Below are 15,443 nucleotides of genomic sequence, written 5' to 3'. Positions count from 1 at the left end.
GACAGGCACCGGCCCCCCAGGGCCGCGCACAGCGCCAGGTCCACGATGATCTTGCCCGGGTCGTGCACCGCCAGGGGCTTGCGCCAGGGCGCCAGGGCCCCCGACAGCGCGGTGTCCAGGCCCACGGCCCGAATCGCCCCGGTCAGCAGCCTCGCCCCGGCCGGCCCCCCCGCCGGCCCCTCCCCCGCCTCCACACCCGCCTGCGGGTACAACCCGGTACCATTCACCACGAGGGTGCCCCTCCCCTGGACATGCACGGACATCGACAACCCGCATTATCCCAGGACGAGGAGCACCCTCACCCCCACCCCCCGGCACCCCACGACGAAAAACCGAGGTTAACGCGTCGAATCCGCTCGTGTTCACGAACTCACTCGACCCCGGTCCGCTTCTCCCGCTCCTCCTGGATGGTCTTCCAGGGCGCGGGCCACGCATCCATCACCCGGATGCACTGATCGCCGGTGAGGTAACGAGTGCCTCGCCGTCGACCGGCACCGCCCACGAGCACAGACCGCCATTATCGGTCGACCCCCACACCGCCGCCGACGCCGCGGCGCGGAGCGAGTCCGCCAGGGGCGCCACCGGATCGAACGCCCCGGCGCCGGCGCCGAGCACGCCCCTCAGTGGCTCCACCGTCGGATCGGGCTCCTCCGGGGGCGGCACCAGCCCGACCAGGTCCCCGGTCATGCCCCTCATCGCGAGAACCTCACTTCCGGTTGATAACACTGACGTCCAGCGTCATCGCCCCGTGCCATCGCACGGGCAGCGCGGCACGCCCCGCCCCGGGACCTCCGATGCAAGCGCGGGAGCCGGGAACGGGCCACAATGGTACTCATCACAGGATGTCTCGCCCGCCCGGAAGGATCCACAGATGCCAGCCGACACGCCCCCCACCGAAGCCGCCGACACCTCCCCCGCGCCCGCGCCGCCGGAACCGGTGCGCATCGGCGTTCTGACCTCCGGCGGCGACGCCCAGGGCATGAACGCGGCCGTGCGCGCCGTCGTGCGCGCCGCCCTGCGCATGGGCGCCCAGCCCTACGCCGTCATGGAGGGCTGGGCCGGCGCCGTCGCCGGGGGTGACAGCATCCACCCGCTCCAGTGGGACTCGGTCGGATCGATCCTCCACCGCGGCGGGACCCTCATCGGCACCGCCCGCTCCGCCGAATTCCGCGAGCGCGAGGGCCAGCTGGCCGCCGCCCGCAACCTCCTGGAGCACGGCATCGACCGCCTCGTCGTCATCGGCGGCGACGGGTCCCTGACCGGCACCGACGCGTTCCGCACCAACTGGCCCGGCCTGGTCGCCGAGCTGGCCGAGCGCGGCGAGATCTCCCCCGAGACGGCCGCGGCCCACCCCGCGCTCATGGTGACCGGCCTCGTCGGCAGCATCGACAACGACCTGGTCGGCGCGGACATGACCATCGGCACCGACTCCGCCCTGCACCGCATCCTGGAGGCGATCGACGACATCTCCTCCACCGCGGCCTCCCACCAGCGCACCTTCATCGTCGAGGTCATGGGCCGCCACTGCGGCTACCTGGCCCTCATGGCGGCGGTGGCCGGCGGCTGCGACTACGTGCTGGTGCCCGAGCTCCCGCCCGCCGGCGGCTGGGAGGAGGACATGTGCCGCAAGCTCGCCAAGGGCCGGGAGGCCGGGCGCCGCGAGTCCATGGTCGTCGTCGCCGAGGGCGCCACCGACCGGTCCGGCAACCGCATCTCCGCCGACGACGTCAAGCGCGTCCTGGCCGAGCGGCTGGGCGAGGACGCCCGCGTGACGATCCTGGGCCACGTCCAGCGCGGTGGCAAGCCCAGCGCCTACGACCGGTGGATGTCGACCCTGCTGGGCTGCGCCGCCGCCCGCGAGATGATCGTCGCCACCCCGCAGACGGAGCCGGTCATCATCGCCGAGCGCCACAACCGGATCAGCCGCCTGCCCATGATGGAGCAGATCCGCGCCACGCGCGCGGTCAAGGACCTCGTGGCCGGCGGGGACTACGAGGGGGCGGTGGCCGCCCGCGGCGCGAGCTTCGAGGAGATGCTGCGGATCTTCGAGACCATGTCCACTCCCCCCGAGCTCGACCCCGAGGTCGTCGCCTCGCGCGGTCAGGCGGGCGCCGGCTCCAAGCGGGTCGCCATCGTCCACGCGGGCGGCCTGGCGCCGGGCATGAACACGGCGGCGCGGGCCGCGGTGCGCCTGGGCCTGGACCACGGCTTCACCATGCTGGGGGTCTACGGGGGCTTCCCGGGACTCCTGGATGGGAATGTGCGCGAGCTGAGCTGGGACGACGTCGAGGGCTGGGTCGGCGACGGCGGCGCCCAGCTCGGCACGCGGCGCGAGGTCCCCACCATCGAGCAGCTCTACGCGCTGGGGCGCGCCATCGAGTCCCACGAGATCGACGCCCTGCTCATCATCGGCGGGTACAACGCCTACCTGTCCGCCTACGAGCTGGTCTCCGAGCGGCCCCGCTACCCCGCCTTCAAGATCCCGATCATCTGCGTGCCCGCCTCGATCGACAACAACCTGCCCGGCAGCGAGCTGAGCATCGGGGCGGACACGGCCCTGAACAACGCCGTGGGCGCGCTGGACTCGATCAAGCAGTCGGCGGCGGCCTCGCACCGCTGCTTCGTGGCCGAGTCCATGGGCCGCAAGTGCGGCTACCTGGCGCTCATGAGCGGCATCGCCACCGGGGCCGAGCGCGTCTACCTCCACGAGGACGGCCTCACCCTGGCCCAGCTCGCCCGCGACTCGGCGCGCATGGTGGAGTCCTTCCGCTCGGGCCGCCAGCTCTACCTGGTGATCCGCAACGAGAGGGCGAGCGAGAACTACACCCTGGACGTGCTCGCCAAGATCTTCGCCCAGGAGGGCCGCGGCCTGTACGACGTGCGCCACGCGGCCATCGGCCACCTTCAGCAGGGCGGCGACCCGTCGGCCTTCGACCGCATCATGGCCACCAAGCTCGTGGCCCACGCCCTGGGCCTGCTGGCCGACCAGCTGGAGGCGGGCACCCACCACTCCAGCTACGTGGGGCTCACGGGCGGGAGGATCACCCACCACCGCCTGGAGCACATGAACGACGAGCTGGATCTGAACTCGCGCCGCCCCCTGCACCAGTGGTGGATGGGCCTGCGCGAGGCCATCGCCCTGGTCAGCCAGAACGCCGGCGTCATCCCCCTGGAGAACATCCCCGACTTCGGCGCGTCGGTGAGCGCCGCGGCCGCCTCGGACTGAGTGGGCGGGGCGCGGCGCCGGGCGGGTCAGTCACGGCCCGCCCGGCGCCGCGCCCGTCCCCGACCGCCCGCGCAAGGCCGGCGCCGTCCTCGTCCGGCGGCGCGCCGCCCCGCCCGCGCCCCGCCGGCCGGGCGGGCCTCACTCGTCGTCGACGGCGTCCTCGTCCCTGGTCATGGCGTGGGCGAACTGGGCGGCGTGGAGGCGGGCGTAGGCGCCGCCGCGCTCCAGCAGCTCGGCGTGGGTGCCCTGCTCGACGATGTCGCCGTGCTCCATGACCAGGATCGTGTCGGCGTCGCGGATGGTGGACAGGCGGTGGGCGATGACGAAGCTCGTGCGCCCGTAGCGCAGCGCCGCCATGGCCTGCTGCACCAGCAGCTCGGTGCGGGTGTCCACCGAGCTGGTGGCCTCGTCGAGGATGAGCACGTCCGGGTCGGCGATGAAGGCCCGGGCGATGGTGAGCAGCTGGCGCTCGCCGGCCGAGATATTGGCGGCGTCCTCGTCCAGGACCGTCTCGTAGCCCTCGGGCAGGGCCCGCACGATGTGGTCGACGCAGCAGGCGCGCGCGGCCGCCTCGACGGCCGCGTCGGAGGCCCCGGGGCGCCCGTAGCGGATGTTCTCGCGGATCGTGCCGGCGAACAGCCACGGATCCTGCAGCACCATGCCGGTGCGCGCGCGCACCTCGCGCCTGCTCATGGCGGCCGTGTCCCGCCCGTCGAGGGCGATGCGCCCGCCGTCGATCTCGTAGAAGCGCATGAGGAGGTTGACCAGGGTGGTCTTGCCCGCCCCCGTGGGGCCCACGATGGCGACGGTCTGGCCGGGCTCGACCCGCAGCGACAGGTCGCCGATGAGTTCGGCGTCGGGCGAGTAGGAGAAGCGCACGTGGTCCATCTCGATGACCCCGGTCCCGGCGCCGGTGCACGCCGGCTCGGCGACGGGGGCGTCGTCGGGCCGCTCCTCCTCGGCGTCGAGCAGCTCGAAGATGCGCTCGGCGCTGGCGGTGCCCGACTGGACGGCGGTGGCCATGCCGCCCAGCTGGGCCAGGGGCTGGGAGAACTGCTGGGAGTACTGGATGAAGGCCTGCACGTCGCCCAGGCGCAGGCCGCCGCCGGCGACCATGAGTCCGCCGACCACCGCGATCGCCACATAGGACAGGTTCCCGACGACCCGCATGATCGGCATCATGATGCCGGACAGGAACTGGGCCCTGAGCCCGGCCCGGTAGAGCTCCTCGTTCTCGGCGTCGAACCTCGCGCGCGAATCGGCCGTGCGCCCGTAGGTGCGCACCAGGGCGTGACCGGAGAAGGACTCCTCGACGCGCACGTTGAGCCGCCCGGTCCTGGCCCACTGCGCGGTGAAGGCCCTCTGCGAGCGCGGCCCGATCACGCCGAACATGACGCCCATGAGCGGCAGGACGATGAGCGCCACCAGGGTCAGCCTCCAGGAGATCGACAGCATCATGGCCACCACCCCCACCACGGTCAGCACGGAGGTCACCGCGGTGGACAGGGACTGCTGGAGGGTGTTGGCGACATTGTCGACGTCGTTGGTGAGGCGGCTGAGGAGCTCGCCGCGCTGGACGCGGTCGAAGTAGGACAGGGGCAGACGGTGGATCTTGGCCTCGACGTCGGCGCGCAGCCGGTACATCGCCCGGATCATGACGCGGTTGAGGACGAACCCCTCGAGCCAGGCCAGGAAGGCCGAGGCCGCGTAGACCGCCAGGGCGAGGAGCAGGACGCGCCCCAGGGCCGTGAAGTCGATGCCCGCCCCGGGCACCAGGTCCATGGCGCGGATCATGTCCGCCATATCGCCGTGACCGGAGGCGGCCGCGGCCTCGATCGCCTGCTCCTTGGTCATGCCCGCCGGCAGGAGGGAGCTGATGGCGCCCTCGAAGACGATATTGGTGGCGCGCCCCAGGACCCTGGGGGCGGCCACGGCCAGGACGACGGAGGCCACGGAGGCCGCCCCGGCCACCGCGAGCTGGATCTTGAAGGGGGCCAGGAGGGCGATCATCCGGGTGAAGGAGGGCCAGAAGGCGTTGGCCCGGCCCGGGGGCGGGCCGGCGCTCCAGTCGCCTGAGGAGGCCCGGGCGCTCGCGGCCAGCGCGAGCTCCTCCTCGTCGGCGCCGTCGACGGCGGCGGTGGCGGTGGGGTCGGCGGCGCTCATACGAAGGCCTCGCTTCCGAGCTGGGAGATGACGATCTCGCGGTAGGTCCGGCTGGCCTCCAGCAGCTCCTCGTGCGTGCCGGCGGCCGTGAGGCGGCCCTCGTCCAGGACGAGGATGAGGTCCGCCCCGGTGATCGTCGAGACGCGCTGGGCGACGACGATCTTGGTGATCCCCTCCGTCGCCGGCCACAGGGCCGCGCGCAGGCGGGCGTCGGTGGCCACGTCCAGGGCGGAGAAGGAGTCGTCGAAGACGAGCACCGCGGGGCGGCGCACGAGGGCGCGGGCGATGGCCAGGCGCTGGCGCTGCCCGCCGGAGACGTTCGTGCCGCCCTGGGCGATGGGCGCCTCCAGCCCGCCGTCCATCTCGGTCACGAAGTCGCGCGCCTGGGCGAGCTCCAGGGCCTGCCACAGTTCGGCGTCGGTGGCCTCCTCGCGCCCCAGGCGCAGGTTGGAGGCGACGGTGCCGGCGAAGAGGAAGGGCTTCTGGGGCACCAGGCCCAGCTGGGACCACAGGGCCTCGGGCTCGGCGCGGCGCACGTCGACCCCGCCGACCAGCACCGCGCCGCCGGAGACCTCCAGGAGCCGCGGGATGAGGTTGATCAGGGTCGTCTTGCCCGAGCCGGTGGAGCCGACGACGGCGACCGTCTGGCCGGGGCGGGCGGTGAAGGAGATCCCGTCCAGGGCGGGCTCCTCGGCGCCGGGGTAGGTCATGCGCACGTGGCGCATCTCGACCTCGCCCGGTCGGGGGAAGTCGGAGACGGGGTCGGCGTCGACGGCCAGGGAGGGGTCGGTGGCCAGGACCTCGCTGATGCGCTCGGCGCACACGGCGGCGCGCGGGATCATCATGGTCATGAAGCTGGCCATGACGATGCCCACGAGGATCTGCATGAGGTAGGTCATGAAGGCCACGAGGGTGCCGACGTCGACGTGGCCCGACCCGGTCTGGCCGACCCTGTGCCCGCCGAACCAGATGACGCCGACCATGGTGATGTCCAGCACCAGCATGGCGGCCGGGAACAGGAAGATGAAGAGCTGTCCGACCTTCTCCCCCACCCTCGAGATGTCCCAGTTGGCGGCGTCGAAGCGCTCGGTCTCGGCCTCCTCGCGCACGAAGGCGCGCACGACGCGGATGCCGGTCAGCTGTTCGCGCATGATGCGGTTGATGGAGTCCAGCCGCTCCTGGTAGGAGCGGAACAGGGGCACCATGCGTCGCACGGTCGCCCCGACCACGACCAGGAGCACGGGGACGGCCAGGGCGATGAGCCAGGACAGGGCCGGGGCGTGGGTCACGGCCATGACGACGCCGCCGATGGCCAGCAGCGGCGCGGTCACCAGCATGGTGCAGCTGGTGAGCACGAGCATCTGGATCTGCTGGACGTCGTTGGTGGTGCGGGTGATGAGCGAGCCCGCCCCGAAGATCGAGACCTCCCGCTCGGAGAAGTCTCCGACCCGGCGGAAGATGCGGGCGCGCAGGTCGCGTCCGGCGCCCAGTGCCGAGCGGGCGGCCAGCCAGGTCGCCCAGACGGTGCAGGCCCCCTGGAGCACGGACACGCCGAGCATGAGGCCGCCGGTGCGCCAGATGTAGCCGGTGTCGCCCCGGGCGACGCCGGTGTCGATGATGTCGGCGTTGAGGTTGGGCAGGTAGAGCGAGGCCATGACCTGCGCGACCTGCAGGACGAGGACCCCCGCCAGCAGGGCCCGGTAGGGTCGCAGGTAGGTGCGGAGAAGACTGACGAGCATGGGACTTTCGGAAGAGGTCGATGGGGCGATGGCGGGACCGCCGTCGGACCGGTGCGACCGACCTGGCCCCGGCGGGGCGGGGAGTCGGTCGCGACCGCGGCTGCGCGGGGGATGATGTGCAAGCCTAGTCCCTGACGCCGTGTCAGGGTGCAACCGTCCGTCCGGCGCCAGGGGCGACGACGCACCGCCTGGCACCTCGCCGTCGTGCACGGCCGTCCGTCCGGCGCCAGGGACGGCGCGCCTGCTCCGCCCGGGGCGGCCCGGGCGGGCGCCGCCGGCCGCACCGGGCGGGGGCCTGCGCGCCGAGAGCGTCGGCGGCGCCGACGGCGGTGCGATGATAGAATTCGTTCCCGTCGGCCGGGCCGCAGCTGCTCAATCACAAGGCGCCTTGAGCGTTACCGACAGCGGGTCCACCAGAACCCCGGGGAATAGAGTGGGACCATGACGGAGCACGAGCCACTTCCGAGCGCATCCGACCGAGAACGGGGACTGGAATCTCGAAGCGGCCGATGCACGAGCGCAGTGAGGCCCGTCCGGGGCGACCCTGGCAGTACCTTCCGCGACGCCCCGCGGCGACGGGACATCATCATGCCGCGCACGAGAAGCACTTCCGGGCCCCCTCGGAACGATCTTCAGGAGCGCCTTCAATGCATCCGACCAGGCACAGATTCACTATTCCTCCCGAAATCCAGGGACGCATCGCCGGGGGCGATCTGCGGTTGCTGGTCTCATCCGGCCTGCCGGTGCTGGAGGACGCCGCGCCGTTCTCGCCCATCTCCAACCCGAAAATCGTCGGACAATTCCTGCTGCTCTGCGGAAGTCCAAGAGTGATGCAATTGGGGCTGAATGTTGAGACCGGGGAGGTGGGGGCCATCTGGCCCTGGGCGCCGCCGTGCTTCGCGAACTCCTCGCTCAGCCTGTACGCCGATTCCATTACCGTCTTCGCCGAGGGGCTGCCCTATGACGCCGACGAGGAGGGGTACCCCGATAACATACTGGCCCAGGCCGACGGGCTCCGCCGTCGGATTGCGCGGATCGACCCTCCCGCCATCGGAGACAACACCTTCTGGAACGAGATCTCCTGGGACGTGGTCAATGGCGAGTGGTCCTCGGAAGGCTGAAGGCTCGCCGCCCGGGCGCCCCCGGGCGCGCCGCCCCGCCTTCAGCGCCTTACTCATGCTGGCCGCCCTGCCGCCACTGCGGGGCCGCGATGCCGCACGTCTGCGTATCCTTACTCATGCGGGTCGCCCCCGGGTGCGCAACCCCACCCCACGTCGCTCATCTGAGCCGACTCCGCCAAGGCCCGGCTGGGCGCCCCTCCATCCCAAAGGGCGTAGATGAAGGAAACGTCGGAATGAACGTGTATGTGAAATGTTTTGAGATCCCGGACCGGCTCCGTGCGTCTCTCAACCCGGATGAATGCGAGGTCCTAGAAGTCGACGGCGTTCCTTTTATCGACGAATACGGGGTCTTCTCTCCGTTGGACGGACTTCGAATCGACCCCTCGGGGCGCTATTTATTATTCTGCGAATCAAAGATCGACTCTCTTGTCGGCATAGACCTGGTCTCGCATCACGTTGTTGAACTTATCGCCCCGGGATGGAGGCCTTATTTCGCCAACAGCACACTGGGCCAGTATGTCACATCATTCCGCGCCTTCACCGCAGGACTTCCCTACATGCCCCATGATACTGCTCCGGATGACGACACCCTGGGTGCCGCCGCGCAGCAGTTCAGGAGCACGATCAAGGACATCGACCCGAGAGCCGCAGAAGGTAACACCATGTGGAACGAGGTGAGTTGGGACATCGCCAACGGGGACTGGCAGTAGGCGAACTGTCCATGTGCTCGCATCTCAGGACGCTCAGAAGCGCCACTCGGAGGTGGCGGCGAATACGATCGACGGATGCCCCTCCCATCGCGCAATCGGATGAGCAGATCCGTGAACTCGTCCTCGGCGCAGGGGGTCGCCCCACCCTATGCCGTCCCAGGACCTCCTGCGTCATCACGCCAATCCCGGCCAGTCCGGGGATCTTTCTGGTGAGAAAGACTGATTAAAATCGGTACCATTATGGCACCAGTATATCCGTGACGTCAAGATCCCAGGCACCATCTCCCGCAATTATCGCAAAGAGTTGCACTTCCAGATCCGAACGCCCCTCCTCCAATGACCACAAGGGGCAGTCGACCGAGAATCCCGTTCCGTCGGCCAGTTCAATCCACTCAACTGGATCCAAAAAATTCTGCGGCGGCAGCACGAAGGTGGCTGGATACTCGCGGAGCACGCGCTCCGCATCCCTCCACCTGACATGCCCGCCCGGAAGAAACATCTCATTGATGTCATGCCGACCCTCAACGATGATGACCATGAGTTCATACAATTGTTCGACGAGTTCACCTGGAAGGACTCCGCGTTCCGTCATGGCCTCACCCTGTTCCTTGAGATTCTGATGGACGTGCTTTCAACGACTTTAAAACACTCTTGGAGCATTCATCCGTGCGATCGAGTGTTAATGAAAGCCAATCGACGGCCGTCTGCGCGAATTTCTTTCTGGGGAGCGATACAGCAAGCTCGCTCCTATGAGATATGATGGCCAGTGGAAATCTAAAGTCCACAACTCATAAGAAACAGGTCATCGTCATGGACTATACCACGGGGGTCGCACGCCGGGAGGCTCGCCGCCCCGCTCATCCGTCTGCGCGAGGAGGGCGTCAAGGGGCGTCCGCCGAGTCCGGGGCTGAGAAATGCCCTGCAGGTGACGTTGATCCGCATGCGCCATGGTGCAGTGCAGACGGTGATCGGCGAACAGCTGGGTATGTCTCAGCCCACTGTTTCGCGGGCCGTCAGGGCCCTGACCGACACGATCGTCCGAGCTCTGAAGAACATGCTGCTCACAGCGGAGGAGGTGCCCGAGAACCGAAACTTTCGTGCTGGACGGCAGCCCCTCCTCTGCTGGAGCTGGCGGAGGCGCCGTGAATTATGGTCGTGGTGAGCACGGGACGGCCAGTATGAACGTCCAGATCCTGGTCCTGCCCGACGGAAGATTGGTGCGGGCCTCCGCCCCTACCCGGCTCCATGCACGACGTGGCGACCCCGGACGCATTCGAGCGGACCTTCACCGCCACCTTCATGCTCTACGCATTCAAAACCACACTCTGAATAACCTTCGAGGCGTTTTTTCTCGAGTTCGCCGGGGGCTCCCATATGATGATCCAGATCCAGATGCTGAGCCGAACCCCTTGGAAGCGGCCGCAGAGGATCTGCGGAGGCGACTGGCCGCGCTCGACCCGCCGGCCATCGGAGACAATACCTTCTGGGATGAGATCTGTTGGGATGTCGCCATCTCCGACTGGACGTCGGAAGATCTTCGATAACTTCTGAGTCGACCGCCCCCGCGGACCGGGTGGGAAGGTGCTCGGACGCGACTGCAAGTCTTTTCGCATTGAAATGAGTCTGCGCAGGCGCTCCGAGGCCCCGAACGCCATCCGGTCTCCTCTTCCGGTTAGGACGAGCGCGGGATCTGCAAGGCCGACGGCTCTACCCCTCGTGGGACAGCGCCGAGGCCGCCGGTGCCGCGCGGCAGAACCGTCGGATCCCGCCGCTGATCCCGGAAGAACGCCCGCCTCCGCACCCGCGGATCCCCGATAAGATCCGTCAAGGCGGCGGAGCGATCTCGAACGGCCACTGGAACACTGCCGGGAGGAGGCCGACGATGAAGGACTGGACGCGGCTGCTCTTGAGTGTTCTCCCTCCGCCGGGGGAGGTGAGCCCACGGTGGCGGATCCCCGCAAGAGGTGATGCCACGGCGTATCCCGACGACTATCTGGAACTCATGGGCCTGTACGGCCCCGGTTGCGTCGACGACTTCCTGTGCCTGCTCGCCCCGCAGCATCCGAATGAGAACCTGGACGCTCACCGCCTGGGGCCGGTGTGGGTGAAGGGCATCGAGGAGCTGGCGGGGACGGTCGGCGAGCGGCTGCCGCCGGAGGTGGAGGACTTCGGCGACCTGGTCGCCTGGGCGGGCACCGACAACGGGGACATGTGCTTCTGGATCCCGGGCCGGCGGGACCCGTCCGCCCGCCTGGTGGCGATCCGCGCGGGACGCGACGACGAGTGGTCCGTCCACCCCATGGGCATCGCCGAATTCCTCGTCAAATGGCTCCGGCGCCGACTCGTCGTCCCCGTCTTCCCCGACGACGTCCCCGCGGACGAGCACTCCTTCACGCCTCTGGTGGCCGGCAGCCCCGATCCTCCACCCGCGCCGCCCTCGACACACTACCTTGCGGACCTGATCCTCGCGACGGAGAACGGCGGAACCATTCCGCACACCGATTGCGACGCGATACACTGAGCCTTTCTCGCCGGGAACGGCGGCTCGTGGGTGAGGATGATCATGATGGCGCGGGCGGGCGTGTGGTGGTGCGGGCGGGGCGGTCGCCGCGGTCCGCGAGGACCGCGACCGGCCCCTTCCTCGTCGAGATGTGCATTCTGCTCTCGAGAGGTGCATTTTGCACTCGAGAGTGGCGGTTGGAACTGCACTTTCGAGTGCGAAGTGCACGTCTCGGCGTCGGGGGCGCCCGCCGCGGCCTCCGCTCGACTCGCGGCGGCCCTTCCGGGGCCTGTGGCGGGCGCCGGTTGTCCAAATCTGTTGCAAAGGCCCGAATCGCACCGGAGCGCGCGGAGAGAATCGTTGATATTCCGCGCTTCTACCCGCCGCCGATCCCGCCGCGAGACGCCTTTGCAACAGATCTGGACACGACTCCGCCCCAGACCGCCACAGGAGCCCCACCAGCACCACTCCGCGCCCTCCCGGCCTCGCCATCATGACGATCCGAGCCCGCGGACCGCCGCTCCCGATGAGAAAGGCTCACTAATTTCAGGAGGTTCTCATGCCCATGACCCAGGCCGACGTACGCGACTGCATTGCCCCGGAGCTCAAGGAATTCGGGATGCGGCGAAGAGGGTTCCGGTGGTTCTGGAGCGGCCCCGAGGTGCGATGGAGCCTTCATCTGGCCAAGATCCCCCGCCGCGAATGGGTGTCATTCGAGTTATCGGGCGGACTGGCCGCCGAAGATCCCGGGACTCCGTCCTCACCGACCGGGAGCGGATTTCAACTGCACATGTACCTTGCGGACTGGGACATCGACGAGGACGTGACCGTGCGGATGCTGGAGGATCTCGGGTACACCGCCCTCCCCGACAATACCCGTCGCGCACTCCTCAAGCGCCTGGTCGCCATGGTCTGCCGGTACGTGAGCGAGCACTCCACAGTGGAGCAGCTGGTGCGCGCCTATGCCGCCGGCGAGTACCGCTCGTCAATCATATTCAAGGACCTCAGACGGACGCTGGAGCGCGAAGCCGCGCGGCCGGGCCTGGACGACGGGGGCGCGGACGCCCGCCCCGCCCCTGGAGGAACCCGACGTCCCACTCACCATTCCACCGGATGACCTGGACGCCCGTCCAGCCCCGGGAGGATCCCCCGCCCGGGCCCGGGGGACTGCGCTCAGCCCCGGCGCGAGCGAAGCGCCTGAGATCGCTCCGCCCGTCCCCGCCCGGTCCTCCCGACGGCGAGGACCGCGAGCGCGTAGAGCACCGGGATGAGGGCGCACACGAGCAGGGCCGGGCGCAGGCCCGTGCCCGAGTCGCCCGGCAGGATCCGCGCCGGCCCCGCCAGGAGTCCCCCGGATGTCGCCGAGCCGGCCAGGCCGCCCGCGGTGGCGGGCCCGGCGGTCGCCCCCAGGTCGCCGGCCAGCGCCAGCAGGGCGAACATCGCGCCCCCGCCGGCGGGGAAGCGGGCGGCCGTCAGGGAGGTGGCGCCCGGCCACATGAGGGCCACGAACAGGCCGGTGCCCGCGCAGGCCAGGAGCGTGAGCGCCGGGCGGGAGTCGGTGGCGGCCACGAGGTAGCAGGCGGCGGCGCCGGCGCCGGAGACCACGAGGCAGGCCCGCAGGGGCAGCCGGTCCCCGGCCAGGCCGTAGCCCGTGCGCCCCAGTGCCATGAGCAGGGCGAAGAGCCCCGGGCCGAGCAGGTCGCCGAGCTCCTTGCTCACGCCGGCGCCCTGCTGGGCGAAGAAGCTGGACCACTGGCTCATGGTCAGCTCGCTCGCCCCGCCCATGGCCATGAGCGCCAGGGCGAGGAGGAGGGCGGGGGCGCCCAGCAGCGAGCGCAGCGGGGTGCGCTCGGCGTCGGGGACGGTGGCGGGCATGGGCACCCGGGCGAGCACGGCGGCGTTGAGGGCCGGGATGGCGGCCCACACGAGCGGCAGGATCCACCACGAGGCGGTGCCGAGCCGGGCCAGCAGCGCCGTCGAGCCGAGCACCACGGCGAGCTGGCCCCAGCAGTAGAAGGAGTGGAGCAGCGCCATGCCCGATTCCTTCGAGCGCCCGGGTTCGGCGGGCAGGTGCTCGACGACGGGGCTGGCGAGGACCTCGATGAGGCCGCCGCCCACGGCGTAGACGGCGGCCGCCGCGCACAGGGAGGCGAAGGGGGCGCCCGTCCGGGTCGGCAGGAGGCCGAGCAGGACCAGGCCGGCGGCGGCCAGGACGTGGGCGAGGACCATGAGGGGCCGGTAGCCGAGGCGGTCGACGAGCGCGATGGCGGCGGTGTCGGTGAGCAGCTGGACGAGGAAGTTGAGGGAGGCGAGGATGCCGAGATGGGCGACGTCGACGCCCAGGCGGGTGTGGAAGATGACGAAGAGCAGCGGGGCGAGGTTGTTGACGATGGCCTGGACGACGAAGCTGGCGTAGGCGGAGCGCCGGGTCGCGGTCCACGATCCCAGCCGGCGGGGGCGGGGGCGCCGGGGGCCGGGCGGGGCGGCGGGCAGGGGGCTGCGCGTCATCGGGCGCCTCCAGTGTCGGGTGTCGATCGGGCCGGGCGCGCCCAGCCTACCCGTGAGAACAAGTGAAGGGTCCGGGGATCGGAGCCGGCATGGGCGGCGGGGCGATCCGGCGGCCGACAGGAGGTGCGGCCAGCGCCGGCCGGGCGGGCTTAGGCTCGGGCGCGATGGAGCCGCCCGCACCCGCATCCCCGCCCGCGCCGCCCGCGCCCTCCCCCGCGCCGTCCTCCCCCTGGCGCCTGGTCCTGGCCGTCGTGCTCACGGGCGCGGCCGCGGGGTTCATCGGCATCGCCATGGCCCTCCTGCTGGAGGGCTTCGAGACGGTCTTCTACGGCGTGGGCCGCGGCTCCCTGCCCGAGCGCGTCGCGGCCGCCCCCGCCTGGCGGCGCGTGGCCGCGCCCGCGCTCGGCGGGCTCGTGGCCGGGGCCCTGTGGTGGTGGGAGCGGGCCACGGGCGGGGTCGTCGGGGTCGAGGCCGTCGTGGCCGACGCCTCCGGGGCGCGCGCCCGCGCGATGGGCGTGCTGCGGCCCTTCGCCGACGCCGTCGTGCAGGTGCTGACCGTGGGGTCCGGCAACTCGGTGGGCCGCGAGGGGGCGCCGCGCCTGGCCGCCGGGGCGGTGGCGGTCAGGATCGCGGCCCGGCTCGGGATCGACCGGACCTGGTCGCCGCTGCTGGTGGCCTCGGCGGCCGGGGCCGGGCTGGGGGCCATGTACAACGCGCCGCTGGGCGGGGCGGCCTACGCCGTCGAGCTCGTCATGGTCGCGGGCACCCGGCGGCGGGGGATCCCGGTGGCCGTGGCGGTCTCCTGCCTGGCCGTGGCGGTCTCCTGGCTCCACTCGGGCGGGCGGCCGAGCCTGGAGATGGGCGCCGCCCCGCTCACCTGGCCGACGGCGGCGGCCTGCCTGCCGGCGGCGGCGGTGGCGGCGGGGCTGGGGCGCCTGGCCCGCGGCGGCTGGGCCCGGGCCAGGCGCCACCGGCTGCCCGACGGGTGGGGCCTGCCGCTGGCGATCGGCGCGGCCGGTCTGGCCACGGGCGCGGCCTCGCTGTGGCTGGCGGTCCTGCCGGGCAATGGCCGGGACGCCTTCCAGGCGGCCCTGAGCTCCCCGGCGGTGCCGGGCGCGGCCGCGGCGCTCGTGGGCGTGGTCGTCCTCAAGCCGCTGCTGACGGGGGCGACGCTGGGCGCGGGGGCCACCGGCGGCCTGCTGGCGCCGTCCTTCTCGCTGGGGGCGAGCGCGGGCGCCGCGGTCGCGGTGGGGCTGGGCGCGGCTGGCGCCCCGGTGAGCGTGGCGGCCCTGGCGCTCGTGGGCGCCGGGGCGGCGCTGGCGGTCACGCAGCGCGCCCCGGTCTTCGCCGCCGTCTTCGTCTGGGAGCTGACCCGCGGACCGGTGTGGACCCTGCCCGTCCTGCTGGCCGCCTGCCTGCTCGCCACCGGCCCCCGCCCGGGCCCCGGCCGCGGACCGCGCCGGGCGCGGTCGTAGC

Annotated in this window: 12 protein-coding genes and 1 pseudogene; 7 read left to right on the top strand and 6 right to left on the bottom strand. The window is 71.1% G+C overall.

The genetic code is table 11. The features are described from left to right. Positions 1-263 (bottom strand): annotated as a pseudogene (locus G446_RS0109555) (IS1380 family transposase); the annotation flags it as partial. A 175-nt stretch (positions 264-438) separates the two neighbouring features. Continuing rightward, positions 439-696, bottom strand: coding sequence for a hypothetical protein (locus G446_RS0109550; RefSeq protein ID WP_026409973.1), 258 nt, complete (start codon positions 694-696; stop codon positions 439-441). Positions 697-871: 175 nt separating this feature from the next. On the opposite strand from G446_RS0109550, the gene G446_RS0109545 reads away from it, so the two are divergent. After that, positions 872-3,226, top strand: coding sequence for a 6-phosphofructokinase (locus G446_RS0109545; RefSeq protein WP_026409972.1), 2,355 nt, complete (start codon positions 872-874; stop codon positions 3,224-3,226). Positions 3,227-3,364: 138 nt separating this feature from the next. Here the strand turns inward: G446_RS0109545 and G446_RS0109540 are convergent, their stop codons facing one another. Further along, positions 3,365-5,389: an ABC transporter ATP-binding protein gene (locus G446_RS0109540; protein ID WP_026409971.1), complete on the bottom strand. Its 2,025-nt coding sequence runs from the start codon at positions 5,387-5,389 to the stop codon at positions 3,365-3,367. After that, the gene (locus tag G446_RS0109535) at positions 5,386-7,128 is read right to left on the bottom strand and encodes an ABC transporter ATP-binding protein (RefSeq protein WP_026409970.1); all 1,743 of its coding nucleotides are present in this window, start codon (positions 7,126-7,128) and stop codon (positions 5,386-5,388) included. Before G446_RS0109535 ends, G446_RS0109540 begins: the two co-directional genes overlap by 4 nt. A 647-nt stretch (positions 7,129-7,775) precedes the next feature. Between G446_RS0109535 and G446_RS0109530 the strand changes: the two genes are divergently transcribed. Both G446_RS0109530 and G446_RS0109525 read left to right on the top strand, forming a co-directional pair. Continuing rightward, complete coding sequence (locus G446_RS0109530) at positions 7,776-8,249, top strand: SUKH-4 family immunity protein (RefSeq protein WP_026409969.1); 474 nt, start codon at positions 7,776-7,778, stop codon at positions 8,247-8,249. Between the two features lie 233 nt (positions 8,250-8,482). Continuing rightward, positions 8,483-8,959 carry an SUKH-4 family immunity protein gene (locus G446_RS0109525; protein WP_026409968.1) on the top strand — a complete coding sequence of 159 codons (477 nt, stop codon included), beginning with the start codon at positions 8,483-8,485 and terminating at the stop codon, positions 8,957-8,959. A gap of 238 nt (positions 8,960-9,197) precedes the next feature. On the opposite strand, the gene G446_RS0109520 is transcribed toward G446_RS0109525, so the two are convergent. After that, the gene (locus tag G446_RS0109520; RefSeq protein ID WP_026409967.1) at positions 9,198-9,497 is read right to left on the bottom strand and encodes a DUF7668 domain-containing protein; all 300 of its coding nucleotides are present in this window, start codon (positions 9,495-9,497) and stop codon (positions 9,198-9,200) included. Between the two features lie 252 nt (positions 9,498-9,749). Between G446_RS0109520 and G446_RS21545 the strand changes: the two genes are divergently transcribed. The 3 genes from G446_RS21545 (at position 9,750) to G446_RS0109505 (ending at position 12,576) form a co-directional block, all read left to right on the top strand. Further along, positions 9,750-10,121, top strand: a complete 372-nt coding sequence (locus G446_RS21545) for a transposase family protein (RefSeq protein ID WP_425393882.1) — start codon at positions 9,750-9,752, stop codon at positions 10,119-10,121. A gap of 720 nt (positions 10,122-10,841) precedes the next feature. Continuing rightward, positions 10,842-11,480 carry a hypothetical protein gene (locus tag G446_RS18825; protein WP_156916604.1) on the top strand — a complete coding sequence of 213 codons (639 nt, stop codon included), beginning with the start codon at positions 10,842-10,844 and terminating at the stop codon, positions 11,478-11,480. 538 nt (positions 11,481-12,018) lie between these two features. After that, positions 12,019-12,576 carry a hypothetical protein gene (locus G446_RS0109505; protein WP_026409966.1) on the top strand — a complete coding sequence of 186 codons (558 nt, stop codon included), beginning with the start codon at positions 12,019-12,021 and terminating at the stop codon, positions 12,574-12,576. Between the two features lie 56 nt (positions 12,577-12,632). Here the strand turns inward: G446_RS0109505 and G446_RS17180 are convergent, their stop codons facing one another. Continuing rightward, positions 12,633-13,967, bottom strand: coding sequence for an MFS transporter (locus G446_RS17180; protein ID WP_084779138.1), 1,335 nt, complete (start codon positions 13,965-13,967; stop codon positions 12,633-12,635). A 164-nt stretch (positions 13,968-14,131) separates the two neighbouring features. Here G446_RS17180 and G446_RS17175 point away from each other — a divergent pair, with 164 nt between their 5' ends. After that, complete coding sequence (locus G446_RS17175; protein ID WP_084779137.1) at positions 14,132-15,442, top strand: chloride channel protein; 1,311 nt, start codon at positions 14,132-14,134, stop codon at positions 15,440-15,442. The last annotated feature ends 1 nt before the right edge of the window (position 15,443 follow it).

This window comes from Actinomyces dentalis DSM 19115, assembly GCF_000429225.1.
Classification (GTDB): domain Bacteria; phylum Actinomycetota; class Actinomycetes; order Actinomycetales; family Actinomycetaceae; genus Actinomyces; species Actinomyces dentalis.
This window is presented reverse-complemented; position numbering and strand designations above follow the sequence as displayed.